Source organism: Lactococcus garvieae (assembly GCF_016027715.1).
GTDB classification, from domain to species: domain Bacteria; phylum Bacillota; class Bacilli; order Lactobacillales; family Streptococcaceae; genus Lactococcus; species Lactococcus garvieae_A.
This window is the reverse complement of record NZ_CP065691.1, coordinates 1806568-1830377: the sequence shown is the minus strand read 5'-3', so window position 1 is coordinate 1830377 and position 23810 is coordinate 1806568. Positions and strand designations below refer to the sequence as shown.

Sequence of the window (23810 nt, the reverse complement as noted above, 5' to 3'; positions counted from 1 at the left end):
CTACTATGACTCATCAAAACTTAGCGCGGCGTATGCGGCCTCGAAATATTGACGAAATTATTGGCCAAGAGCATCTCGTGGGTCCTAAAAAAATTATTCGTCGCATGGTTGAGACAAAACTTTTAACTTCAATGATTCTTTATGGCCCTCCAGGTATCGGAAAGACGTCCATCGCTTCGGCAATTGCGGGTACGATGAATGCTGCTTTTCGGAGTTTCAATGCCACGACTGACAGTAAGAAAAAATTGCAAGAAATCGCATCTGAAGCAGAATTTTCCGGACAACTGGTACTGCTCCTTGATGAGATACATCGTCTAGATAAACCGAAACAAGATTTTCTTCTACCTTTACTAGAAAATGGACAAATCATCTTAATCGGAGCAACCACAGAAAATCCTTATTTCAGCGTTGTACCCGCCATTCGCAGTCGAGTACAAATTTTTGAGCTCAAGCCTCTGGATAGCGAGGATTTACAAAAAGCTGTAAACCTAGCCCTTAAAGATGATACGCGAGGCTTTGATTTCCGTGTTACTATGGATGATGATGCCCTTTACTTTCTTACACATGCAACAAATGGCGATTTACGTGCCGTTTACAATGCTTTGGAGCTGGCTGTTTTATCCTCTGAAAACCACCATGTAAGTCTTGACGATATGGAAAACTCTTTACAGCGGAAAGCCCTCACTTTTGACAAAGACGGTGATGCGCATTATGATTTACTGAGTGCCTTGCAGAAGTCAATTCGTGGTTCTGATGTAAACGCAAGTTTACACTATGCGGCGCGATTAATCGAGGGAGGGGATTTACAAAGCCTTGCTCGCCGCTTGACCGTTATAGCTTATGAGGATATCGGTTTGGCAAATCCTGAAGCTGCTGTCCATACCATGCTAGGTTTACAGGCCGCAGAAAAACTAGGTTTCCCAGAAGCAAGAATTCCTCTTGCCAATATTGTTATTGATTTAGCTCTTTCTCCAAAGTCAAATGCTGCTTATGTTGCACTTGACTCAGCCATAGAGGATTTAGGTAAGTACGGCAATCTCCCTATACCCTCACATTTGCAAGATGGGCATTACGCTGGCGCCAAAGACCTCGGGCGTAGTGAAGGATATAAGTACCCTCATAACTTTCCTGACCATTGGGTTGAGCAAGAATATTTGCCGGAGAGATTGCGAAAAGTGGATTATTTCCAACCTGATCGTATGGGAAAATATGAGTGGGCGCTAAGTGAACGTAAAAAATGGATTGAAGAACAAAAGAAAAATCGTCAGAAATGACGATTTTTTCATTATTTATTTCTCAAACCCTTCAAGGCCCTTAAGGCATAGAGAATTGATACCACATCAATAACCTCTTGGAAAAGAGCTCCGATAATCGCTGGAATAAGACCTGTGGCCGCAATCAACATTAAGACAACACAGATGATAATCCCAATCAGCACGGACTGCTTAGCGATAGTCAGGGTATCACGACTAATCTTAACAGCTTTTGTTACGGAGGCCAAATCATTTTTTAATAAGACAATATCAGCGGCTTCACTGGCTACAGTATTGTTACCTGTGCCAATAGAAATGCCAACATCAGCAAGAGTTAGGGCAGGGGCATCGTTGACACCATCTCCTACCATGATAGTTGGGCGAATAGTTGAAGCTTCAATCTTCGCTAACTTCTCTTCGGGCAACATGCTGCTGTGAACCTCTGTGATGCCGACTTGTGTTGCAATTTTATCTGCCACACGCGCATTATCACCTGTAAGCATTACAATTTTTTCAAATCCATCATTCCGTAAATCTTTTATTACCTCAGGCGCATTTTCACGTAAGGTGTCTGAGAAGGTGACGGCTCCAATATAATGCCCAGCACGTGAAACATAAAAAGCTGTTTCAAAATTGAGCCCCTCTGGCGCTCCTACGAAGCTCGCCCGCCCAATCTTGACAAGTTGCTCTTTTATTTGCCCTGTGACACCTAAACCAGCAACTTCATTCAGACTTTCCAGCTCTAAACCTTGAATATTATGCGCTTCTGCATAACTTGATACTGCTTTTGCTAAAATATGGTTTGAAGACTTTTCGATAGTGTAAACAATCTCTAGTAATTCTTTTTGTGAAATGCCTTCTGCAGGTACAATGTCATCTACTTCGATTTTACCATCAGTAATTGTACCTGTTTTGTCAAAGAAGATTGCTTTAGCTGTAGCCAACTTCTCAATAATGGTCCCATTTTTAATCAGAAAACCATTTTTAGAAGAACGGCTCATTCCTGATACAAAAGCAATGGGAGCTGCCAAGATTAAAGGACATGGGCTTGCCACTACAAGTACTTCTGCAATACGTACAGGATCTCCAGAGATAAAATAAGCTACAGCTGCAATAATATAAGCTAAAATCGTAAAGGGTACAGCGTATCGGTCAGCTAAGCGAACAAAATTAGCTGGAGTTGCTTCTGCTTCACGAACTAAAGCAATAATTTTTTGAAATTGTGACTCACTAGCTGCTACAGTTGTACGAATCTCAATCGTCGAGCTCCCGTTAATGGCTCCTGAAAGGATTTCATCACCTTGTTGGAGCTCGTTAGGCTTTGTTTCCCCTGTAATTGAAGACTCATCGAGGATAGCTGCTTCCGATAAAAGACAGCCATCAATAGGTACTACCTCCAGGGGTTTAATCAGCAGATGTGCCCCTATTTCCACATCGTCTAAGTCCACATCAACAACTTTGCCCTCTTGTATCACATGCGCGATATCAGGTGTTTTTTGGAGCAACGCTGACAATTCACGATTGGCCCGACCTGCAGCATAGTCCTCTAGCGTTTCTCCGCCGACTAACATCAGAATAATGATGAGAGATGCCCAGTATTCACCTACTAAAAGGGTGGCTATTATAGCTGTAATAGCTAATAAATCCACACCATAATTCCCTTTACGCAAGGTCTTTATCATTTCAATGAACATGGACAGAGCTAAAATGCCCCCCGCCACAGTAATAATGACACGCGCGACCAAAGGGGACTCAAAAACAAACTGTGCCAAAAGAGAGGCGACAGCTATTAAAAATACTAGAACAAGTTTTTGCCAGTTTTTCATGTTTTCTCCTTATAAAATAATTTTTTTCTGAAGCTTTGCCCTGTTTGACTCAAAATATCCTTCATCGAACACTGATTTGTTCGGGATAGAAAAATATTCTTTATCGCACTTTGATTCCGAAGAACTGAGCTTTTATTTCATAAGTTACAACATTCTTAACTCTATATTAGCAAAAAAGAGAATATAATTCTAATCTAACAACTGTCAAATATGTTTGTCAATCCTGTTTTATTCTAGCCTAAAAAACAAAAACGTCAAGTAAAAATACTTTACAAAGCTTGCATTTCGAAAAAGATTAGTGTATTATAGTAAAGTACGTTTTTGGGCTTATCCAAAACGAAAAAATCTACGGAGGAATCAAACCATGGCAGTACCTGCACGTCACACTTCTAAATCTAAGAAAAACAAACGTCGTACACACTACAAAATGACAGCTCCAACTGTTACTTTTGACGAAACTACTGGTGACTACCGTCACTCACACCGTGTTTCACTTAAAGGCTACTACAAAGGCCGCCAAGTAAAAGACGCTAAATAAAAACAGTAAAAAAGTCAGAAAGGAACAGTTATGCGCGTAAATATTACACTTGAACACAAAGAATCTGGTGAACGTCTTTACCTTACTCAAAAGAACAAACGTAACAACCCAGACCGTTTGGAATTGAAAAAATACTCTCCAAAACTACGTAAACACGTTATTTTTAAAGAAGTTAAATAATATTAAACCGCTTATGCGGTTTTTTTGTTTCCATAATAAAAAGCTTTTCTCAATAGAGTTTGAGAAAAGTTTTTTTATTCAAAAAAAGCCTCAAGTAAGCTTGAAACCTTCATTACAATCATCACAATTAATTAAAGCGACCAATAAATATTGCCGCGTAAATTTTTAACACTTAGCATAGCCAAGAAGCTCAAAATATAGAGAACTGAGATAAACAACATCACTGTCATGATGGAATAATGCGCCAGAATAAATCCGATAATGATGGATGAAAAGCCACCAATACAACGTCCAGTATTCATAATCACATTATTTGCTGTTGCTCGAACTTCCGCTGGATATAAGCGTGAAACTATGGCACCAAAACCTGTAAACATCCCATTTGAAAAATAGCCGACTATTGCACCTACTAGCGTCAATGAGGCCAGTGTTGTTGGTATCGTTAAAACATAAACAGCCATAGATGAAGCAACTAAGAAAATACCGAAGGCTACTTTAGGTCCAAGCTTATCCAAGATCTGCCCGAAAGTTAACATCCCCAAAGACATTCCGATAATAGTCGCAATCATCCATGATGAAGAGCCCGCAACTGTCAAGTGAAGTTTATTTTGCATAATCGTAGGCAACCAGTTCATCAAACCAAAATAACCTGCGATTTGTACAATTGCCATCCACATCAAAACAAGTGTTTGGTGTGTCAATTGACGTGTTTTAAACAAATCAGAAATTTTTCCTTTGTTTTCTCTTTTTATAGCTTTAAAAGAGTCACTTTCCTTCAAGTGTTTTTGGATAAAGATAGTCAAAAAGACAGGAACAAGACCAAATAAGAACAAGAAGCGCCAACCGTAAGCAGGCAGGATGCTCATAGCTAATATCGCTGCCGTCATCGCCCCAACTTGCCCTGCAACAGCAACTATCGAAGATGTTCTCCCCAACTTCTTCTTGCTGAAGTTTTCAGCTAAAATAGTCATACCCACTCCGTATTCACCTCCGCCACCGATTCCGGCGATAAAGCGTAAAAGGTAGAGAGAGGTTATACTATGAGAAAAGTAGATAGCACCTGTAGCGAGACCAAAAATGAGGATAGAAAGTGACAACATCTTTACACGTCCAAATTTATCAGCTAGGATTCCAAAAAGTACCCCACCAAGCAGCATCCCTAAGTTAGTAACTGTAGAAATCGCCCCAGCTTCAGTAGTGGAAAGTCCAAATTCACTGATTATTGACGAAAGTGCAAAAGAGAGAAACATGATATCCATGTTCTCCAAACCAAATCCAGCAGAAACTAAAGTTCCCACCTTGACTTGGTAGCCACTGACAGCCTTGGTTTGCGCTATTGTGTTTGTTTTCATATTCAATTCCTCCAAATGCCAGATCTCTGTCTGACTTTATTTGCTTTAGACAGTTTATCATTTTGAAAATTGAGTTGCAAGGACGGGATATGCTTAAAAGAATGTAATCTTTTGAATGTTCGCTTTTTGCTTAATTAAGGACAAAAATAAAAAAGTATATCTTCCCGTATAAGCCATTTTTAGGAGGAAAGAGAAAATCTTTTGCTAAAATATTACTATGTGTACAAGTATAAAAATGCAAGATGCTAATGGAAGTATTGTTTTCGCAAGGACGATGGACTGGTACGACTTCACTCCCGAAGCACTTATTTTGCCTAAAAATTATTATTGGAAAAGTGTCTATGATGATAGTGAAATGATTAACTCTTATGCTATCTTAGGCGTCGGCAGAAATTTGCCTGATTTCCACGCAGATATTTCAGATGGAGTCAACGAATTTGGACTTTCAGTGCAGAAACTTACTTTCTCAAATCATTCTGAGTATGCAGAAAGTCCTCGTAAGGATAAAACCCAGCTCGCACCTTTTGAATTTGTGACATGGGCCTTGGGAAATTGTCGTTCTGTTGCAGATTTGGTCAGCCAGTTGGACAATATCCAATTGATGACGGATAAATTTTCCACCTATAAATTTGGACGTAGTGACTTACACTTTTCAGCTGTCGATGTTACAGGTCGTATGATTAATATTGAGCCACGAAATGGTTCCTTTGAGATTATTGAAAATACAATAGGCGTCGTCACAAACGCTCCGAAATTTGAACGTGAAATTTTGAAATTGCACGATTATATGGATTTGACACCCATACCAACCCGAGCAAATCGTATCTCCACAGGAAACTTTAGTGGCAAACCTGTTTTTCCTGGAGGTTTTACTCCAACATCACGCTTCATCCGGGCAACTATTTTAAAAGAACATGCCATCCTTGCCGCTGATGAACGACAAAATGTAAGTGAAGTTTGGCATATTTTAAATGCGGTGACCGTTCCGAAATCTGATGGGCGTTCTAATACTTATACGGTTTATCGGAGTGCAGTAGACTTAACAAGTCGTACTTTATACCTACAAACTTATGATTCATTATCTGTAATAAGTTATCCTTTTCCTAGCATGTAAAACTATGAGCCGGAACCCCCGGCTTTTTTACTTTATTCTCCCCTTTAAAGCTAATTTTTAAAGTGTGGGACTTATCATCTCTAGGAAAAATTCTAATTTTTCACACAAAATTATAGACACTACGTCCAGTTTGTGTTATAATTGCATATCGTAAACTCAATAAGGGTTATAATGAATATCTTTGCTAATTATAGACGCTATGTTCTTTTTATATTTTAGTAATAGAGGAGGATTTATGGAAAACAGAAAAGAACGTACAAAATCAAGACTTCGTGATGCGATTACTCAGCTTTTGCAGGAAAAACCATTCGACCATATTACAACAACAGAGCTTGTAAAAGTAGCTAAAATTAGTCGGAGCGGCTTCTATACGCATTACCAAGACAAGTACGATATGATCGATCAATACCAAAAGACCCTGTTTAACACAATTGAATACGTCTTTGAAAAAAATAATGGCGATCTACATAAGACAATGTTAGAGACTTATGAGTTTCTTGATAAAAATGAAATTTATGCTGCTTTATTTTCCGAAAATGGCAGCAAAGAAATCCATCAGTTTATGCAAGCTCAGTTGAAAAACATTCTGGCTCGCTCGATTTTGCCACAAAATCCTAAGCGAGATAAAATGAATAAATTGGAGAGCATTTATACAACGACTTACTATGCCCATGCTATTTTCGGTTTAACGCAAGCTTGGATTCGTCGTAAACGTAAAGAGTCGCCAGAACAAATCTCTGAGCTGTTAATGGCTCTTATTAACTGATATTAGAAATTAATCTACCTTAGATTTATTAAAAGAGGAGAATTTGTGAAACATATAAAAAATACCGGAAAACTATTTATTCTGGATTGGAAACGTATCTTTAAAAATCCAATAGCAATTTTTTTAGTGGTTGCATTGATGTTTATCCCATCTTTGTATGCTTGGTTTAATATTAAAGCCCTTTGGGATCCTTATGCGAATACTTCACAGCTCCCAATCGCTGTTTATAGTGATGACCGAACAGAGAAATTCCAAGACAAGTCAATCAATATTGGGGACGAAGTCTTAAGCAACCTTAAAGAGAATAAGCAACTGGGCTGGAAGTTTGTTGACTCAAAACAAGAGTTGGACAAAGGAGTCAAATCTGGTAAATATTACGCTGGTATCTACTTGCCTGCTGACTTTTCAAAGAACTTACTCAGCTTTACAACTGGAGATATCCAGAAACCTAAAATTGTTTATTCCATCAATGAAAAAATAAATGCTATTGCCCCTAAAATTACATCTAAAGGTGCCTCTTCTTTGCAAAGTCAGATTTCCGAAGAGTTTATCAAAACGGCAAGTAGCACCTTACTTAAAACCTTTAATGACATTGGATATGATATTGATAAAAACATGGTCAGTATCCAAAAGGTAAAGAGTACCATTTTATCCACTAATGATAATCTTGATACAATCGATCAATATACCCAACAAGTCGTGGACTTGCATGGCAAGATGCCCGATTTGAAAGCTAAACTGGCTAAAGCAAATGAATTCATCGATTATTTACCTGAAGTTGACGCTTTAGGCGAAAAAGTTGTTCAGCTTGATGAGAGTATGCCAGCCGTTAAAGATCAGCTTTCGATTATCATGACACTTCAAGAAAAAATACCTGAAATACAAAATGCTGGGAAACAGATTGCAATGATCGACAACGACTTTGCCTCTGTACAACAAACAATGAATGAAGGTATTCAAGAAGCTAAACAAGGTTTAATAATCATCCAGCAAGTGCAAACTGCTCTGCCCGATATTCGCAAACTAGGAAATCAAGCGGATCAGTTAGCTTCTACTACTTTGGAGGGGGCAACACAACTTCAGACTGCTTTGCCAAGTATTACAAGTAGTGTTGAAGTAACTTTAAAATCGCTACAAAATGTAGCGGATACTACTTCCTCTATCGTTAATACTATAAAGCAAGCTGTTGCGGATGGACAACTCACTGATGAGGAAAAAGAAAACATCGATAACCTCGTCAAAGCTTACCAAGCAAGTGTTCCCCAACAACAAGAGGCAATCAGAAATTTAGTTGGTTTTCTACAAAAAGCGCAAGAAAATGCAGGAAATGAAGAGTTTAAAGCTGCTATTGACTCGTTGAATAATTTATATACTTTATTAAGCGACATCAGTAGTACACTTGGTAATATAAATGCCATTATCCAAGATCCTTCTTCAGATGAGCATATCGACACTATTAAAGCTTATTTAGATCAAATTGATGCCCTCGCTAAGAACATTTCTGGTCTTGTTAGTCAAATTAATGTTGATGATATAACTGCAAAAATACAAAATGTCCTCACCCAACTCATCGCAACCATCCAGCACGCGCAAGGCCTCCTAACAAAAGCTCAAGCTATTGACTTTGAATCTTTGCTTAACTCAACAAGCAAGACCGTTACGAATGCGATTACTTTACTTGAAAAATATCAAAAAGAGATGCCGGCGATTAAGCAAGAAGTTCATGATGCCAATTTTATGCTCAATGGTAATATGGAGACAATCGTCAACGCCATTAATAAAGGTGCTTCTCTTTATCAAAACGAGCTGCCTCTTGTGGAGCAAAAGTTAGATAAAGCTGCTGATTTTGTCAAAAACGACTATCCTGGTATTCGTAAAGATCTTACACAAACTTTAGGAACTGTTAACGAAAAAATGCCTGATCTTGAGAAAGCCTTGAACCAAGCCAATGATTTAATTATCAATGATTGGCCTAGTATCAAAACAGGTATCCGCAAAGCTGCAGATGCCATTCAAAAGGGTGAAAAAGAAGTCAACTTGGGTGAAATTGTCAAACTTTTGAAACTGGATGCAACTAAAGAAAGTGAATTCTTGACTCAACCCGTTGATGTTCAAGAAAATGCTATCTATCCTATCGCTAATAATGGTTCGGCAAGCACTCCATTCTATACTGCACTTTGTTTATGGGTGGGCGCCGTCCTCTTCTCCAGTGTTGCCGTAACTGGTTTCCACTTGGATGGCAAAGATAAACTGCTCTATTCTAAACGTGAGCAATTCTCTGCCCGTATGCTTACTTTCATCGTGATGGGGCTGGGACAAGCTCTAATCGTTACTCTAGGTAATTACTTTGGCCTCGGGGTCGATGTCCACAATCCCGTCTACAGTGTCTTATTTGCTTTACTGATAGCCATCACCTTTATGATTATGGTGTATGTTTTAGTGGCACTCTTTGGAAATATTGGTAAAGGTATTGCGATTATCATCTTGGTACTTTCTATCTCCGGTGGGGGAGGGAACTATCCTATCCAAGTTTCAGGTAAGTTCTTCCAAGCCATTAATCCTTACTTACCATTCACTCACGCAGTTAACTTATTACGTGAGTCAGCTGGAGGTATCTATTGGCCAAACGCTTGGTTTGCCATTGTAATCCTTGTAGCTGTTTCTGTTGTCTTCTTAGTAGCGGGACTTCTACTTTTCCCACACCTAGAGAAAACTTCGAAAAAAATATCAGAGATGGCACAAAAAAGTCATATCTTCCATTAATAAAAAAAATCTCATGAAAAACATGAGGTTTTTTTGTATAAGGCTTGACCTTGCCCTAAGGTAAAGGTATATAATAAATCTATCAGCTGAAAGGAGACCTATGAAAAATATTAAAAATGTCACCAAAATGACGGGCTTAACTTCAAAAACACTGCGTCATTGGGAGTCTGTAGGGCTCCTTAACCCTCATAGAGATGAGAATGATTACCGCCTGTATTCTGACGAGGATCTTGCGCGGATATTTTATATCATGAGTTTAAGAACTTTTGACCTTCCACTTGAACAAATAAAGGCAATATTATCAGAAGGACGCGATGAAAAAGAAGCATTAAATCAGCATTTAAAACGCTTAAATAGCCAAAAGAAGCATTTGGAAAACTTAATCGCCCACCTGTCCCTAAAGCTAAATAAAGGAGATTATCAAATGAACGAAAAAGACTTTGAATTACTAAAAATCAAACAACTTAAAGAAAATGAAGAAAAATACGGGTCAGAAATACGCCAAAAATGGGGCGAAGCACGCGTAGAACAATCTTACAAAAAATACGCCAAAGCTGACCAAGCCAAAATAAAAGAGTGGCAGGAGTCACACGAAAAAGTTATTCAGCTACTCGAAGAAGCCTATGAGAATAAAGACGATAACTTGGCAAAACAAGCCATCAGTCTGCATAAAAAAATTTTGGAACTTTTTTGGCCAGAAGATACGATTAGCCCAGAAGCTCATATTGGACTCGGACAGATGTATGTTGAAGACCCTCGCTTCCGAGCAAACTATAATCAAAAACATGAAAATCTTCCTGAATATTTCTTAGAAGCCATTGAAAACTATTACAAATAAAAAAGTTCTATATAGGTCTTTTTATTAATCCAACTTTTTCCGAAGCTTCTCAACAAAAAGATAAGCTGCTGGACAAGTTACTGTATTTTTCAATGTTAGATTATTAATCTGGTAAATTTTTTTCCTGTCTGTATGAGGAAATTCACGGCATGCTTTGGGACGTACTTCATATATGCTACAAAGATTGTCACTGCCTAGAAAGGGGCAGGGCATGGTCTGAAAAACTTTATCCCCATCTTCATCTATACGCAGATAGTGTGCTTCAAAATCAGCAGGTTTCATCCGCAGAAACTTTGAAATACGTGTGATATCAGCTTCCGTAAAAAGAGGGCCTAAACTTTTACAACAGTTGGCACAGGCAGTACAATCAATCTCAGCAAAAACTTCATCATGTGTTTCTTTAACCAGATAGTCTAAATTTTTGGGTGCTTTCTTTTTTAAAGTTCCTAAAAACTTTTTGTGTTCTTTCTTTTTTTGAAGGGCTAAATCTTTATAATGTTCTATATCCATTTGCTATTTATTATACAAGAAAAGAACAAAAAATGCCTTAGCTAAGCTAAGACATTTTCTGCTTTTAGGAGTAGGTTTTATGAAAAATTTTATTGGAATAAGGATATTATAATAGACTCGACTTAAGCTAGACTGAAGCCTCGCTAAAATAAAACTAAAAGTCCAATTTATCTCAAATTACGGTGTTTCAAAAAGACTGAAAATATGATAGAATAAGGCGATAACCTTTATAAAAGTTAACTTTTATAAACCAATATATTCTAGGAGAAAAATATATCCATGCTTACAGTTTCTGATGTATCATTACAATTTTCTGACCGCAAGCTTTTTGATGATGTTAATATCAAGTTTACGGCAGGTAACTGCTATGGTTTAATCGGTGCCAACGGTGCCGGTAAATCAACATTTTTAAAAATCTTGGATGGTGAAATCCAACCTACAACCGGACATGTCTCAATGGGCCCAAATGAGCGTATGTCTGTACTTCGTCAAAATCACTATGACTACGAAGACCAAACACCTCTTGATGTCGTTATGATGGGTAACGAAAAGCTCTATGCTATTGCTCAAGAAAAAAATGCCATCTATATGAAAGAAGATTTTTCTGATGAAGATGGGATGCGTGCTGCCGAGCTAGAAGCTGAATTTGGCGAAATGGGTGGTTATGAAGCTGAAGCTGAAGCTGCTCAACTTCTTCAAAGCCTCGGTATCAAAACAGACCAACATTATGATGTCATGGCTAACTTGACTTCTGGTGAACACGTTAAAGTGCTTTTGGCCCGTGCCCTTTTCGGTAAACCTGATGTACTTCTTTTAGATGAACCTACCAACGGTTTGGATATCCAAGCCATCAGCTGGTTGGAAGACTTCTTGATTAATTTCGAAAACACAGTTATCGTCGTTTCCCATGACCGTCATTTCCTCAACAATGTATGTACATACATGGCGGATCTTGACTACGGTAAAATCAAACTCTATCCAGGTAACTATGATTTCTGGAAAGAATCTTCAGAGCTTGCGCTTCGTCTTCAAGGAGATGCTAACCGTAAAGCTGAAGAAAAAATCAAAGAGTTGCAAGACTTCATCGCACGTTTCTCTGCCAATGCTTCTAAATCAAAACAAGCCACATCACGTAAAAAAATGCTGGATAAAATCGAAGTTGAAAGTTTTGTTCCTTCTTCTCGTAAGTATCCATTTATCGGTTTTGACCAAGAACGTGAAATCGGAAATGACTTACTGCGTGTTGACAACTTGTCTGTTGAAATCGATGGTGAGAAAGTCATTGATAACATCAGCTTTATCTTAGCACCTGGCGATAAAACTGCCTTTATCGGACAAAACGATATCCAAACTACTGCTTTGATTCGTGCCTTGATGGGTGACATCGAGTATACAGGAGAGATTAAATGGGGAGTAACTTCTTCTCGCTCTTATCTTCCTAAAGACAACAGCCGTGACTTTGCGACTGATGAGTCTATCTTAGATTGGTTGCGTCAATTCGTCTTGACTAAAGAAGAAGATGACAATACTTATCTTCGTGGTTTCTTGGGTCGTATGCTCTTCAAAGGTGAGGAATCACTCAAATCTGTTTCTGTCCTTTCAGGGGGAGAAAAAGTTCGTGTAATGCTGTCTAAAATGATGTTGCAACGTGCGAATGTTTTGGTTCTTGATGATCCAACAAATCACTTGGACTTGGAATCAATTTCCGCTCTTAATGATGGCTTGAAAAAATTCAAAGGTAGTATTCTTTTCACTTCACATGACCGTGAATTCATCAACACTTTGGCCAACCATATCGTTGTTATTTCGAAAAATGGTGTCATTGACCGTATCGGTGAAACCTACGATGACTTCTTGGCAAATGATGAAGTTCAAGCTAAAGTTAAAGAACTTTGGTCTGAAGGTTAATAGTAGTTACACTAGACTAAAAGTACTGCTCCGCCAAGATTATCTTGAAGCGGAGCATTTTTGATAAGGGGAGAAGATGAATAATCAATTAAAAATATTTGCGACAGACATGGATGGGACCTTTCTCGATGAAAACCGTAGTTACGATAAAAGCCGCCTTCGGGATATCTTAAAAGAGTTCAAAAAGAGAAACTACCTCTTCTGTGCCGCCAGCGGCCGACAACTTTTAGCCTTAGAAGAACTCTTTGATGAATTCCAAGACCAAGTCGCCTTCTGCGCTGAAAATGGAGCCCTTGTAAAATACCAGGGAAACATCCTCTACAGTAGTATTCTCGGACAAGACAAGGCCAGCAAACTCGTGGATGTTGTGCGTCAAAACCCACATATGCACCGTGATGTCGTTCTTTTTTCTGGTCTAAATGGTGCTTACGCTCTTCAAACAGCTGACCCACAATTTGTTGAATTTGCTAATATGTATTATTCTGACTTACAATTAGTGAAGTCGGTCCACGATATTGAAGACGAAATCTTAAAAGTCTGTGTGGAATTTCCACCTGAACAGATCCGTGAATGTGAAAATTGGATTAATGCGCGTGTACCCGATGTTCGTGCCACTACAACAGGTTTCCGCTCTATTGATATCATGTCGGCTGGTATCAGTAAAGCAACGGGTCTATCACACCTTCTCACACACCTCCAAGCTCGACCTGAAGTCCTCACAGCTTTTGGGGATCAAAGTAATGACTTGGAGATGTTGGAACTTGCAGGTACCGCTGTTGCTGTCGAAAATGCCATTCCTGAGGTCTTAAAAATTTCTGATAAGGTCATCGGCCACAATCGAGATGCTGCTGTTTTAACGGAACTTGAAGCGATTTTGACAAATTAAACAAAAGCATGAGTTTTGTCTCATGTTTTTTTGTATTCTTAATTCTAAGCCCAATCATATTGGCTAAAAAAACAGATTTTCGCTATAATTGAACAGAGAAGTTATCGGAGGGTAATACTATGAGAATCGCAATCGATGCTATGGGTGGAGACTTTGCGCCCGAGTCAATCGTCAAAGGAATTAATTTAGCAAAAAAAGAATTTCCAAATATAGAATTTCAACTCTATGGAAATCCTGAAGCTATTAAGGCCCATCTAGAAGATGAAAAAAATGTAAAAATTATTGCAACAACTGAACTTATTGACTTTCATGATGAGCCTGTCAAAGCTATTCGTAAGAAAAAAGATAGTTCTCTTGTCCGTGCCGTAAAGGCAGTTAAAGATGATCAAGCTGATGCTGTTCTTTCGGCAGGAAATACTGGGGCTCTCCTTGCGGCTGGTCTCTTCATCGTCGGACGTATCAAACAAATCGACCGTCCTGCACTGATGAGTACCTTACCGACTGCTGATGGCACAGGCTTTGATATGTTAGACCTTGGGGCAAATGCTGAAAATAAACCTGAACATCTGGCAGATTTTGCTGTTTTGGGAAGCTATTATGCTGCGAATGTTCGTGGTGTGAAAAATCCTCGTGTAGCTCTTCTTTCCAACGGTTCAGAAGAATCGAAAGGCTCTACCATGATTAAGGAAGCACATGCTCTTCTTTCAGATATTGAAGGTATTAATTTCATCGGAAATATTGAGTCTCGCGATATTTTGACAGGCGCTGCTGATGTGGTTGTTGCAGATGGTTTCACGGGAAACGCTGTGCTGAAGGCGATTGAAGGTACTGCGAGTGTCCTCATGCGTCAGATTAAAAACGGTATCATGAATGGTGGTTTCTCTACCAAGATTGGTGGCGCTCTGGTTAAGAAAGAATTGAGTAAACTCAAAGATACCATGGGTACAGACAGCGCCGGCGGTGCAGCGCTAGTTGGTGTAAAGGCTCCAGTCATCAAAGCACACGGCAATTCGAGCCCCGAAGCTATCGTTTCAGCCATTCGCCAAATCCAGCGTATGCTTGATACAGATGTTACTGGTCAACTCGTCAAACACTTTGAAGAGAAAGAATAAAAAAAAGCTTTACCCTAGAGGCAAAGCTTTTTTGTTATTTGTATCTCTTGTAGTAAATATTTTTTACGAACTGTAAGAATAAGAGATAAGCAATGATGATTATGCCCCAATAGAAGAAAAAGGCAACTGGCAGATGGGCTAAATCAATAATTGATCCAAAAGAGCCTAGAATCAATATAAATCCAACGACAAAAGCACCAATGGTTGTGAAAATAACTGGTAACGAAGGTTTGCTTTGTAAGAAAGGAACCTTTTTCGTACGTAGGATATGGAAGGCCAAAGCCTGTGTTCCTAAGCTGACTGCAAACCACCCTGCTTGGAAAAGACTCGCATGCGCAACTGTATTGAAACCAAAAACATACCATAATACAAGGAAAGTAATGATATCAAAGATGGAAGATACTGGACCTACAATAAAGGCAAAGCGAGCAAGACCTTTGGTTTGCCATTTAACTGGTCGAGCAATATCTTCTTCATCCACATTATCCCAAGGGATGGAAAGTTGACTCATATCATAGATGAGATTCAAAGTTAAAATTTGTAAACTTAGCATCGGTAGGAAAGGCAAGAAAGCACTGGCCACCAATACAGAAAAGACATTCCCAAAGTTTGAAGATAAGGTAATACGAATATACTTCATCATATTTGTAAAGACTTTACGCCCTTCAGTTACACCTGTTTCCAATACTTGTAAACTCTTTTCCAGTAAGATAATATTGGACGCATCTTTGGTTATATCTGCTGCTGTATCTACAGAGATACCTATATCAGCGGCGCGTAAACTTGGAGCATCGTTTATCCCATCACCCATAAAACCAACAGTATGTACTTTACGGATTAGCTCAATGATACGTGCTTTTTGCATGGGATTAAGCTTAGCAAACAGGTGGACTTCCATCGCTGTATTGAAGAGTTCCTCATCATCCATGAGATCAATCTCACTTCCGATGCAATAACTGTCAACCGGTATACCGACATCCTCACAGACTTTTTGTGCAACAATAGCATTATCACCTGTCAACACTTTTACAGTTACACCATGATCTTGTAAACTCCTAATTGCTTTTGCAGCTGATTCTTTAGCAGGATCAAGGAAACCGATAAAGCCAACAAGTGTCATATCACGCTCACTTGCAGAGTCGAAATCTTCTAGTTCATCGTCGGAAATGATGCGCTCAGCTATTGTGAGTACACGCATGCCTTGCATATTCATCTCACGGTTGACTTCCTTCATCTCTGCAAGTCGTTCCTCCGTGATTTCGACACGCTTACCATCTTCCATGACATGGGTACAAATGGCTTGCATTTCCTCAACAGCACCTTTAGTAACCATCAAGTTTTTATTATTCGTTTTAACAACAACAGATAAAAGGCGACGTGAAAAATCGAAAGGAATTTCGTCTACTTTAGTTATATTTTCGTCTGGTAATTCCCGGTCCAACTTTTTAAAGTAGTCAATGACCGCAACATCCATCAAGTTTTTCCAACCCGTTTGGTAATTAGAGTTAATGTAAGCTGAATTTAGAACTTCATCAGCTTTATCTCCTCGTGAATTTACATACTCCACCATGACAACACGGTCTTCCGTAATCGTCCCTGTCTTGTCAGTACAAAGAATGTCCATTGAACCAAGATTTTGAATGGCAGACAGATTCTTAACAATAACTTTTTCTTTACTAAGCGCTACAGCCCCTTTAGCAAGATTAGCATTCACAATCATTGGTAACATTTCTGGAGTTAACCCAACTGCTACAGCGATAGCAAAGAAGAAAGATGTTTCAAAGTCACCTTTTGTCACCCAGTTTAGGATTAAAACAACTGGGAACATAATCGCAACCAAGGTTAAAAGTAAACGACTTACGCGACTTAAACCTTTGTCAAAGGAAGATTCAATTTTTGTAGCCGTGGCCTTGCTGGCGATATCGCCAAACATCGTTGAAGCACCTGTTTTAACGATTAATATTTCGCCATTACCTGATAGTACATCCGTTCCCATAAAGAGAATATTCGGGGCATCAAGTGCGGAGGTTAATTCCCAATCAATTTGTTCATCTTCATCCAAGTCTTCTGGTAGTCGTTTTTCTACAGGAAATGACTCCCCTGTCAACGAGGCTTGATTGATAAAGAGATCGCGGTGAGACAGCAAAATGGCATCTGCTGGAATCATGTCGCCAGTTTGCAGTTGGATAATATCACCTGGTACTACTTCATCCATGGGGATTTCGAAGTTCTCCGCTCCCCGTTTAACATTTGTCGTATTTTCAATCATCTCATGTAGAGCAATTGAAGCTTTTTGTGACTTATATTCCTGCACAAAGCTTACACCTGCAGATACGGTTACCATGAGCAACATATAGAGTGCTCCCTCCATATCGCCTGTTAGTGCGGAAACAACCGCCAAAAAAGCAAGGACAAAAACGAAGGGATTTTTAAAGGCATGAAGCAGTATTATATACCAGGGGGTTGGTTTTTGACTGGCAACTACATTCGGGCCATATTCATCTAAGCGTTCCTCAGCCTGTTCAGCGTTTAAACCTGTAAAGTTGGTGTTTAAACGTTCAAAAAGCTCGTCACGATTTAGCTGTGCTAGTTCTTTTAGCACTTCGTTTTTGTTGGTTTTCATTTTTTGCATACATGCACCTCCCATTTCTAGGGCGCGAGCTTCTTTAAGAAGCTCACTTTTCTTTTATTATGGTGTTGGTTTGCGAAATTCCTCTCTCTATTCTACTACAAATATCGCAAAAGACCGCCTAAGATAACCAAACGCAAACAGAATTTAATATTGTTTATAAAAAACAATCCTTTATACCTCTAACTGTTATTATCGTAAACTAAGCTGAAACACCTTTTCTACCACTGTAAATATATTTGACAGTACGTTGACATCTTACTTTTGGATGAGCAGTTTCAATAACTTTTGCTCTTTTTGTCTAATCTTTTTACACGCCACAATATTATTGAAAACAAAGTACATAAAAAACAGTTATTCACATGTGAATAACTGTTTTTTAATTTTCATGCCTCTTCGCAAAAAATATCTTGTAGAAATATTTTCCACATGTGTATAAGTTTAACCTACAACTAATTCTGCATCTAGTTCAATGGGTACTGAGGCCAAAGCTTTAGAAACGGGACACGTAACTTCCGTTTCCTTAGCTAATTTTTGAAATTCATCATCCGAGATTCCCGCAATTTTAGATTGATTTTTCAAATGAATCTTCGTAATAGCAGGTCCATCCGCCGTTACCGCAAAAGTAACATCTGCTTGCGTATAAATATTGTTTACTTTATAACCCTTTTCACTTAAAAGTAGTGAAAAGGCCATGCTAAAGCAGGCTGCATGAGCGGCACCAAGAAGTTCCTCAGGCGTTGTAATTGAAGCTGAATGTTCTGCACGTGCTACAAAATTATAAGGCGTATCTGTAAAAATTTGTGAAGAGTCAAGGCTGATTGTGCCTGAACCATTTTGCAAATCTCCTTGCCATTGTGCTGAAGCTGTTGATACATTTGCCATATGTTTCTCCTTTTCTATATTCTGAATATTTTGAGAGCTTATATTTAAAGTATAGGTTTTTATTATAGCCATTTCAAGAGATTGGGCTCAGACTTATTTGACATTTTTTGAAATTAAATGTAGAATGTCAAATATCAGAAGAGTAGCTTTTCATAAAATTCTTTAGGAAGTTGACGGTGGTGCGAGTCAATGTTTTTAGAAAAGTGAATGGACTGACAATAAATGATGATTTTAAGCAATATAAATCACGGCTGCTCCCGTTAAAAAAGCACTCGTTTCTTGACGAGCCAGAGGAAATTCAAAGAATTTCAAATTACGGTGGTACCGCGTGATAACGCCCGTAGAGTTTTTTTACAATGCTCTACGGGCGTTTTTTGTTCTTAAATCACACTATAAAAAGGAGATAATACTTATGAATAAACCTACAATCTTAACGGGCGACCGTCCTACGGGAAAACTCCATATCGGCCACTATGTGGGCTCTCTCAAAAACCGAGTTATCTTACAAAATACCGGCAACTATAACATGTTTGTTTTCCTTGCCGACCAGCAAGCACTCACAGATCATGCAAAAGATCCCGGAAAAATTATTCAATCTGTGGGTGATGTTACCTTGGATTATTTAGCAGCAGGTTTGGATCCGGAGAAATCAACCCTCTTTATCCAATCACAAATCCCTGAACTTGCTGAACTTTCAATGTACTATATGAACTTAGTATCTTTAGCACGCCTTGAACGCAATCCAACAGTTAAAACAGAAATAGCTCAAAAAGCCTTTGGTGAATCTATTCCTGCTGGTTTCTTGGTTTACCCTATCGCTCAAGCAGCAGATATTACGGCTTTCAAAGCTAATCTTGTTCCTGTAGGCAACGACCAAAAGCCAATGATTGAACAATGTCGTGAAATTGCTCGCTCATTTAACAATGCTTATGACTGTGATGTCTTAGTTGAACCTGAAGGTCTTTATCCAGAAAATGAAGCCGCTGGTCGCCTACCTGGTCTAGATGGCAATGCTAAAATGTCTAAGTCTTTAGGTAACGGTATTTACCTTGCAGACGACATGGATACACTTAAAAAGAAAGTAATGAGCATGTACACTGACCCTGATCATATCAAAGTTGAAGATCCAGGTAAAATTGAAGGAAATATGGTTTTCCACTATCTAGATGTGTTTGGTCGTGAAGAAGATGCCGAAACAATCGCTGAAATGAAAGCTCACTATCAAGCAGGCGGCTTAGGCGATGTTAAAACGAAGCGCTATTTGCTTGATATTCTTGACCGTGAACTTTCACCTATACGCGAACGTCGCATCGAATTTGCTAAAGATATGGGGGCCGTGTATGATATTCTAAAAGAAGGCTCTGAGAAAGCTCGTGCTGTTGCTGCAAATACACTGTCTGAAGTAAAATCTGCCATGGGCATCAACTACTTCGATACAAAATAAAAGAATTAGAGAAGTTATGATATTTGAAGAGAATATAGCCACCTTTGTGCAAAATATCCACCAAGATAATAAAGACGGGCACGGTTTTGACCACATTTATCGTGTGGTGCAACTTGCAAAAAAAATCTTAGCCACTGAACCGCAAGCGGATTCTGACTTAGTTTTAGCTGCAGCTTATCTCCATGATACCTATGATGAAAAACTTTATCCTGACGTCGCTCTGCAAAAACAAAAAGTTGCTGAGTTTCTAAAGTCCCTCAACTATTCAAAAGAAAAACAAGATAAAATCTTCTATATCATAGATAATATGAGTTATTCTTCTAATCTTACTCAACAAAAAGAGTTAGATATCAATGGCCAAATCGTTCAAGATGCGGATCGACTCGATGCTATGGGTGCCTGGGGTATAGTTCGTACGTTGGAATACGGCTGGACACATGGAAGAACACTTTATGATCCATCGGTGAAGCCAGAAAGTTTTTCTGACAAACATACCTATCATAAAAACAAAGGAACAACACTCAACCATTTTTATGAAAAGCTCTTCTTGCTTAAAAACTTAATAAATACAGCCAAAGGTCAAGAACTAGCTGAAAAAAGAGACAAAATTATGCACGAATTTGTTGCCGCTATTGAAGAAGAATATATGCTCTAAGAAGGGATATTATGACGATAAATTTAGCTAAAAACTATTCACGTGTAAACCCAAAACATTGTCTTATTTTTGCTCATCGTGGTTCAAAATCTAATCGACCTGAGAATACACTGAGCGCTTTTCGCGAAGCTTTAAATGTAAAGTCAGATGGGATCGAGCTGGACGTGCATCTTTCTAAAGACAAGCAGCTCATTGTCATCCATGATGAAAAAGTGAATCGAACCACCTCAGGAAAAGGATTTGTTAGTGACATGACTTTATCTGAATTAAAGCAACTTGATGCAGGATCATGGTTTCATAAAAGTTTCCAAGGGGAAAAAATACCAACATTAAAAGAAGTTCTAGATTTGTTAGTGGATGAAAAATTTACAGGCTACTTAAATATCGAAGTTAAGACTGACATTATTGACTATCCAGGTATCGAAAATAAACTAATGGAACTCATGAACAGTCGTATCTTCCCCTTTAAAACTATCTATTCTTCTTTTAATATCACCACGCTACGTCATCTTCATCAACTTGGCGTCAAAGAGGAACTTGCCTTTCTCTCAGGTAAAACTTTTCAAAGCGTTAAATTAGATGGTGTGGATGATTTTATAACGGGACTTCATTTAAAACAAAATTATGTGTTTAAACACCCGAAACTTATAGATTCTAACTCCAAAGCAATTCGTCTCTGGGTGATTAACTCCGAAAAAGATATGCGACGGATCTTCCAACACAATATCTCGGGTTTATTTACCGATTATCCTGAAAAAGCTATCAAATTACGAGAAAATTATGGAAGAAAATATTAATAATTCCTACTAAAAGCATGCGCCGTTCATGCTTTTTTATATTAAAAATAACTTCACAAATTTTTTATAAAAATAGCGTTATTTTCGCTTATGATAGCGGAGTCATTTTTCTTTACTTTCTATTTCACAAGGGATATAATGAAACTATATGTGCCAAATGTAAAATACCTTTGACATGTATTTCTAATGGAAGGAGAATCTATGCAATATATCAATTATCTCGGGCAGGATGCCTATACAAACATTGCGATGGATTCTTGGTTATTAAATAATCTGAAAGCAGATAAACCTGTTTTTGCTCTTTGGCAAAATAAGCGCGCTGTTATCGTTGGACGTAACCAAAATACTTTTGCTGAGATAAATCAAGATTATATTGATCAACATGATGTACAAGTTGTACGCCGAGTCTCGGGTGGCGGAGCTGTCTACCATGATCTGGGTAATATTTGCTTTACCTTTTTTGTCCCTGTAGCCAGTTCAGCCCATGTAAACTTTCATCAGTTTGTAAAGCCTATGTATGATGCGCTTCGTTCCCTCGGTATCGAAGCCGAAATCACGGGTAGAAATGATCTCGAAATTGCAGGAAAAAAAGTTTCTGGTAATGCCCAACGTTATGCGGGCGGATACCTTATGCATCATGGTACTTTATTATGGGATACTGATGTGGAGGCGATGATTCGCTCCCTTAATGTATCAGATGAAAAGTTCGTCTCCAAAGCTGCTAAATCTGTTCGATCGCGAGTTGGTAACATCAAAGACTTTGCGCCAGATTTAAATTTAGATACTTTTATTGATGCGCTCAAGTATTATTTGACGGATCAGGGTAAAGATGGGGAATTTATTCTAAGTGATGCACAGCTTGCAAGTATTAAAAAATTACGTGATGAACAATTTTCTACATGGGATTGGAATTTTGGAGAAAGTCCTCAATTTAGTTTCAACAACCATGCCAAATTTACTGGTGGATCCATTGACATTCAAGTTGAAGTCAATAATGGTCTGATTACGGATATTAATTTCTTAGGAGACTTCCTTGGTGTACGTGATTGGCGTGACATCAAGCAAGATTTTATTGGGATACCATTTAATCCAGACTCGGTGCTTGAAGTTTTAGAAAAGAACAAAGCCGGCCAGTATTTTGGAACAATTGAAAACAATGAACTTTCACAGCTCTTTAGGGCTGATGAATTGATTTAAAAAAGAAAACGAATTAAAAAAGGGAGATATTTATGTCAAATAGTACAAAAATCCTCGATTTCAAAGAACAATTAGAATTACAAGACAGCGCATTTCCGACGCTACAAATCTTAGACGAAAACGGAAAAATTGTTGATGAAGAAGGTCTTAAACGTGCAGATCTTTCTGATCAAGATTTAGTTGACCTCTTCAAAGATATGTTACTTAGCCGCCAAATCGACATTCGTTGTATGAAACTCGCTAAGCAAGGGCGTATGGGATTCTTCGGACCTACTGCAGGTCAAGAAGCTTCTCAAATGGCCACTTCTTTTGCTTTTACTGACGAAGATTGGCTTTTCCCAGGATACCGTGATTTGCCACAAATTTATGCTAAAGGTTGGCCAATCTGGAAAGGCCTCCTCTGGTCTCGTGGTCACCAACTCGGTAATGAATATACAACCGATGACGGTGCTGAAGTAAAATCTTGGTTCCCACAAATCATCATCGGTGCACAATACGTTGAAGCAGCCGGTGTTGCTTTGGGACTTAAAAAACGTAAAAAAGATGCAGTTGCCTTTGTCTATACGGGTGATGGTGGTTCTTCACAAGGTGATACTTATGAAGGAATCAACTTTGCTTCTGCCTATAAAGCACCACTGGTAGCCTTTATTCAAAACAATGGTTATGCGATTTCAACTCCACGCGAACTTCAAACTGCTGCACCACATTTGGCTGCTAAAGGTTGGGCTGCGGGTGCCCCTTCTATCGTTGTTGACGGTAATGATGCAATCGCTATGTACTTAGCTGCTAAAGAAGCACGTGCTTGGGCCGTAGCTGGAAACGGACCTGTAGTTATTGAAGCACTCACTAACCGTTTAGAACCACACTCAACAGCCGGTGATGACCCTATGCGCTACCGTAGCCAAGAAGGGCTTGACTCTTGGTGGGCTAAAGAACCTTTGCTCCGTATGCGTACTTACTTGACAGAAAAAGGTATCTGGGATGAAGCTCAAGAAGAAGCTTATATCGCTGAACTTGATGCTCGTATTGATGCTGATATCAAGAAAGCAAACAATGTTGAAAAACAAAAAGTATCAAGCTTCTTGAAAAATACACTTGAAGTACCTAGTCAAGTAATGGCTGAGCAAATTGCAAAATTTGAAAGTGAGGGCAAATAA

Annotated in this window: 20 protein-coding genes and 1 other annotated feature; of the genes, 15 read left to right on the top strand and 5 right to left on the bottom strand. The window is 38.7% G+C overall.

Annotated elements, in window-relative coordinates; translation table 11 throughout:
• Window positions 1-5 precede the first annotated feature (5 nt).
• A complete protein-coding gene (locus I6G50_RS09175; protein ID WP_197908651.1) occupies window positions 6-1274 on the top strand; it encodes a replication-associated recombination protein A in 1269 nt (422 codons plus the stop codon).
• Between the two features lie 11 nt (window positions 1275-1285).
• On the opposite strand, the gene I6G50_RS09170 is transcribed toward I6G50_RS09175, so the two are convergent.
• The gene (locus I6G50_RS09170) at window positions 1286-3079 is read right to left on the bottom strand and encodes a heavy metal translocating P-type ATPase (protein ID WP_197908649.1); all 1794 of its coding nucleotides are present in this window, start codon (window positions 3077-3079) and stop codon (window positions 1286-1288) included.
• A 364-nt stretch (window positions 3080-3443) separates the two neighbouring features.
• Between I6G50_RS09170 and rpmF the strand changes: the two genes are divergently transcribed.
• Together rpmF and rpmG are read left to right on the top strand one after the other, a co-directional pair.
• Window positions 3444-3617 (top strand): 50S ribosomal protein L32, encoded by a 174-nt coding sequence (gene rpmF / locus I6G50_RS09165; RefSeq protein WP_003135292.1) that lies wholly within the window; start codon window positions 3444-3446, stop codon window positions 3615-3617.
• A gap of 30 nt (window positions 3618-3647) precedes the next feature.
• The gene (gene rpmG / locus I6G50_RS09160; RefSeq protein WP_003135293.1) at window positions 3648-3797 is read left to right on the top strand and encodes a 50S ribosomal protein L33; all 150 of its coding nucleotides are present in this window, start codon (window positions 3648-3650) and stop codon (window positions 3795-3797) included.
• A gap of 131 nt (window positions 3798-3928) precedes the next feature.
• Here rpmG and I6G50_RS09155 read toward each other — a convergent pair whose 3' ends face one another.
• Window positions 3929-5149: an MFS transporter gene (locus tag I6G50_RS09155; RefSeq protein ID WP_003135936.1), complete on the bottom strand. Its 1221-nt coding sequence runs from the start codon at window positions 5147-5149 to the stop codon at window positions 3929-3931.
• 217 nt (window positions 5150-5366) lie between these two features.
• On the opposite strand from I6G50_RS09155, the gene I6G50_RS09150 reads away from it, so the two are divergent.
• The 4 genes from I6G50_RS09150 to I6G50_RS09135 all read left to right on the top strand — a co-directional run bounded on the left by I6G50_RS09150 (window position 5367) and on the right by I6G50_RS09135 (window position 10630).
• Window positions 5367-6263, top strand: coding sequence for a choloylglycine hydrolase family protein (locus tag I6G50_RS09150; protein ID WP_197908648.1), 897 nt, complete (start codon window positions 5367-5369; stop codon window positions 6261-6263).
• 235 nt (window positions 6264-6498) lie between these two features.
• Window positions 6499-7029 carry a TetR/AcrR family transcriptional regulator gene (locus I6G50_RS09145; RefSeq protein WP_003135938.1) on the top strand — a complete coding sequence of 177 codons (531 nt, stop codon included), beginning with the start codon at window positions 6499-6501 and terminating at the stop codon, window positions 7027-7029.
• Between the two features lie 45 nt (window positions 7030-7074).
• A complete protein-coding gene (locus I6G50_RS09140; protein WP_197908646.1) occupies window positions 7075-9792 on the top strand; it encodes a YhgE/Pip domain-containing protein in 2718 nt (905 codons plus the stop codon).
• Window positions 9793-9892: 100 nt separating this feature from the next.
• Window positions 9893-10630: a MerR family transcriptional regulator gene (locus tag I6G50_RS09135; protein WP_197908644.1), complete on the top strand. Its 738-nt coding sequence runs from the start codon at window positions 9893-9895 to the stop codon at window positions 10628-10630.
• 24 nt (window positions 10631-10654) lie between these two features.
• On the opposite strand, the gene I6G50_RS09130 is transcribed toward I6G50_RS09135, so the two are convergent.
• Window positions 10655-11140: a YkgJ family cysteine cluster protein gene (locus tag I6G50_RS09130; RefSeq protein WP_003135941.1), complete on the bottom strand. Its 486-nt coding sequence runs from the start codon at window positions 11138-11140 to the stop codon at window positions 10655-10657.
• 279 nt (window positions 11141-11419) lie between these two features.
• Here I6G50_RS09130 and I6G50_RS09125 point away from each other — a divergent pair, with 279 nt between their 5' ends.
• The 3 genes from I6G50_RS09125 (at window position 11420) to plsX (ending at window position 15046) form a co-directional block, all read left to right on the top strand.
• On the top strand, window positions 11420-13048 hold the full coding sequence (locus tag I6G50_RS09125) for an ABC-F family ATP-binding cassette domain-containing protein (protein ID WP_003135946.1): 1629 nt from the start codon (window positions 11420-11422) through the stop codon (window positions 13046-13048).
• Between the two features lie 76 nt (window positions 13049-13124).
• A complete protein-coding gene (locus tag I6G50_RS09120) occupies window positions 13125-13934 on the top strand; it encodes an HAD family hydrolase (RefSeq protein ID WP_197908642.1) in 810 nt (269 codons plus the stop codon).
• Window positions 13935-14053: 119 nt separating this feature from the next.
• Window positions 14054-15046 (top strand): phosphate acyltransferase PlsX, encoded by a 993-nt coding sequence (gene plsX / locus I6G50_RS09115; protein ID WP_081165822.1) that lies wholly within the window; start codon window positions 14054-14056, stop codon window positions 15044-15046.
• 34 nt (window positions 15047-15080) lie between these two features.
• Here the strand turns inward: plsX and mgtA are convergent, their stop codons facing one another.
• Both mgtA and I6G50_RS09105 read right to left on the bottom strand, forming a co-directional pair.
• Complete coding sequence (mgtA, locus tag I6G50_RS09110; protein WP_232252354.1) at window positions 15081-17678, bottom strand: magnesium-translocating P-type ATPase; 2598 nt, start codon at window positions 17676-17678, stop codon at window positions 15081-15083.
• Between the two features lie 438 nt (window positions 17679-18116).
• Window positions 18117-18560, bottom strand: a complete 444-nt coding sequence (locus I6G50_RS09105; protein WP_197908639.1) for an OsmC family protein — start codon at window positions 18558-18560, stop codon at window positions 18117-18119.
• 120 nt (window positions 18561-18680) lie between these two features.
• Window positions 18681-18905 (top strand) — a binding site (T-box leader).
• Window positions 18906-18972: 67 nt separating this feature from the next.
• Between I6G50_RS09105 and trpS the strand changes: the two genes are divergently transcribed.
• The 5 genes from trpS to I6G50_RS09080 all read left to right on the top strand — a co-directional run bounded on the left by trpS (window position 18973) and on the right by I6G50_RS09080 (window position 23810).
• Window positions 18973-20004, top strand: a complete 1032-nt coding sequence (gene trpS / locus I6G50_RS09100; protein WP_197908638.1) for a tryptophan--tRNA ligase — start codon at window positions 18973-18975, stop codon at window positions 20002-20004.
• 16 nt (window positions 20005-20020) lie between these two features.
• The gene (locus tag I6G50_RS09095) at window positions 20021-20659 is read left to right on the top strand and encodes an HD domain-containing protein (protein ID WP_197908636.1); all 639 of its coding nucleotides are present in this window, start codon (window positions 20021-20023) and stop codon (window positions 20657-20659) included.
• Between the two features lie 17 nt (window positions 20660-20676).
• Complete coding sequence (locus tag I6G50_RS09090) at window positions 20677-21456, top strand: glycerophosphodiester phosphodiesterase (protein WP_420028280.1); 780 nt, start codon at window positions 20677-20679, stop codon at window positions 21454-21456.
• 201 nt (window positions 21457-21657) lie between these two features.
• The gene (locus I6G50_RS09085) at window positions 21658-22653 is read left to right on the top strand and encodes a lipoate--protein ligase (protein WP_081165834.1); all 996 of its coding nucleotides are present in this window, start codon (window positions 21658-21660) and stop codon (window positions 22651-22653) included.
• A gap of 32 nt (window positions 22654-22685) precedes the next feature.
• A complete protein-coding gene (locus I6G50_RS09080) occupies window positions 22686-23810 on the top strand; it encodes a thiamine pyrophosphate-dependent dehydrogenase E1 component subunit alpha (protein ID WP_081165837.1) in 1125 nt (374 codons plus the stop codon).

Coding starts and splice junctions, on each gene's coding strand:
- I6G50_RS09175 (WP_197908651.1), top strand. CDS start 6: ATGACTCATCAAAACTTAGCGCGGCGTATGCGGCCTCGAAATATTGAC.
- I6G50_RS09170 (WP_197908649.1), bottom strand. CDS start 3,079: ATGAAAAACTGGCAAAAACTTGTTCTAGTATTTTTAATAGCTGTCGCC.
- rpmF (WP_003135292.1), top strand. CDS start 3,444: ATGGCAGTACCTGCACGTCACACTTCTAAATCTAAGAAAAACAAACGT.
- rpmG (WP_003135293.1), top strand. CDS start 3,648: ATGCGCGTAAATATTACACTTGAACACAAAGAATCTGGTGAACGTCTT.
- I6G50_RS09155 (WP_003135936.1), bottom strand. CDS start 5,149: ATGAAAACAAACACAATAGCGCAAACCAAGGCTGTCAGTGGCTACCAA.
- I6G50_RS09150 (WP_197908648.1), top strand. CDS start 5,367: ATGTGTACAAGTATAAAAATGCAAGATGCTAATGGAAGTATTGTTTTC.
- I6G50_RS09145 (WP_003135938.1), top strand. CDS start 6,499: ATGGAAAACAGAAAAGAACGTACAAAATCAAGACTTCGTGATGCGATT.
- I6G50_RS09135 (WP_197908644.1), top strand. CDS start 9,893: ATGAAAAATATTAAAAATGTCACCAAAATGACGGGCTTAACTTCAAAA.
- I6G50_RS09130 (WP_003135941.1), bottom strand. CDS start 11,140: ATGGATATAGAACATTATAAAGATTTAGCCCTTCAAAAAAAGAAAGAA.
- I6G50_RS09125 (WP_003135946.1), top strand. CDS start 11,420: ATGCTTACAGTTTCTGATGTATCATTACAATTTTCTGACCGCAAGCTT.
- I6G50_RS09120 (WP_197908642.1), top strand. CDS start 13,125: ATGAATAATCAATTAAAAATATTTGCGACAGACATGGATGGGACCTTT.
- plsX (WP_081165822.1), top strand. CDS start 14,054: ATGAGAATCGCAATCGATGCTATGGGTGGAGACTTTGCGCCCGAGTCA.
- mgtA (WP_232252354.1), bottom strand. CDS start 17,678: ATGCAAAAAATGAAAACCAACAAAAACGAAGTGCTAAAAGAACTAGCA.
- I6G50_RS09105 (WP_197908639.1), bottom strand. CDS start 18,560: ATGGCAAATGTATCAACAGCTTCAGCACAATGGCAAGGAGATTTGCAA.
- trpS (WP_197908638.1), top strand. CDS start 18,973: ATGAATAAACCTACAATCTTAACGGGCGACCGTCCTACGGGAAAACTC.
- I6G50_RS09095 (WP_197908636.1), top strand. CDS start 20,021: ATGATATTTGAAGAGAATATAGCCACCTTTGTGCAAAATATCCACCAA.
- I6G50_RS09085 (WP_081165834.1), top strand. CDS start 21,658: ATGCAATATATCAATTATCTCGGGCAGGATGCCTATACAAACATTGCG.
- I6G50_RS09080 (WP_081165837.1), top strand. CDS start 22,686: ATGTCAAATAGTACAAAAATCCTCGATTTCAAAGAACAATTAGAATTA.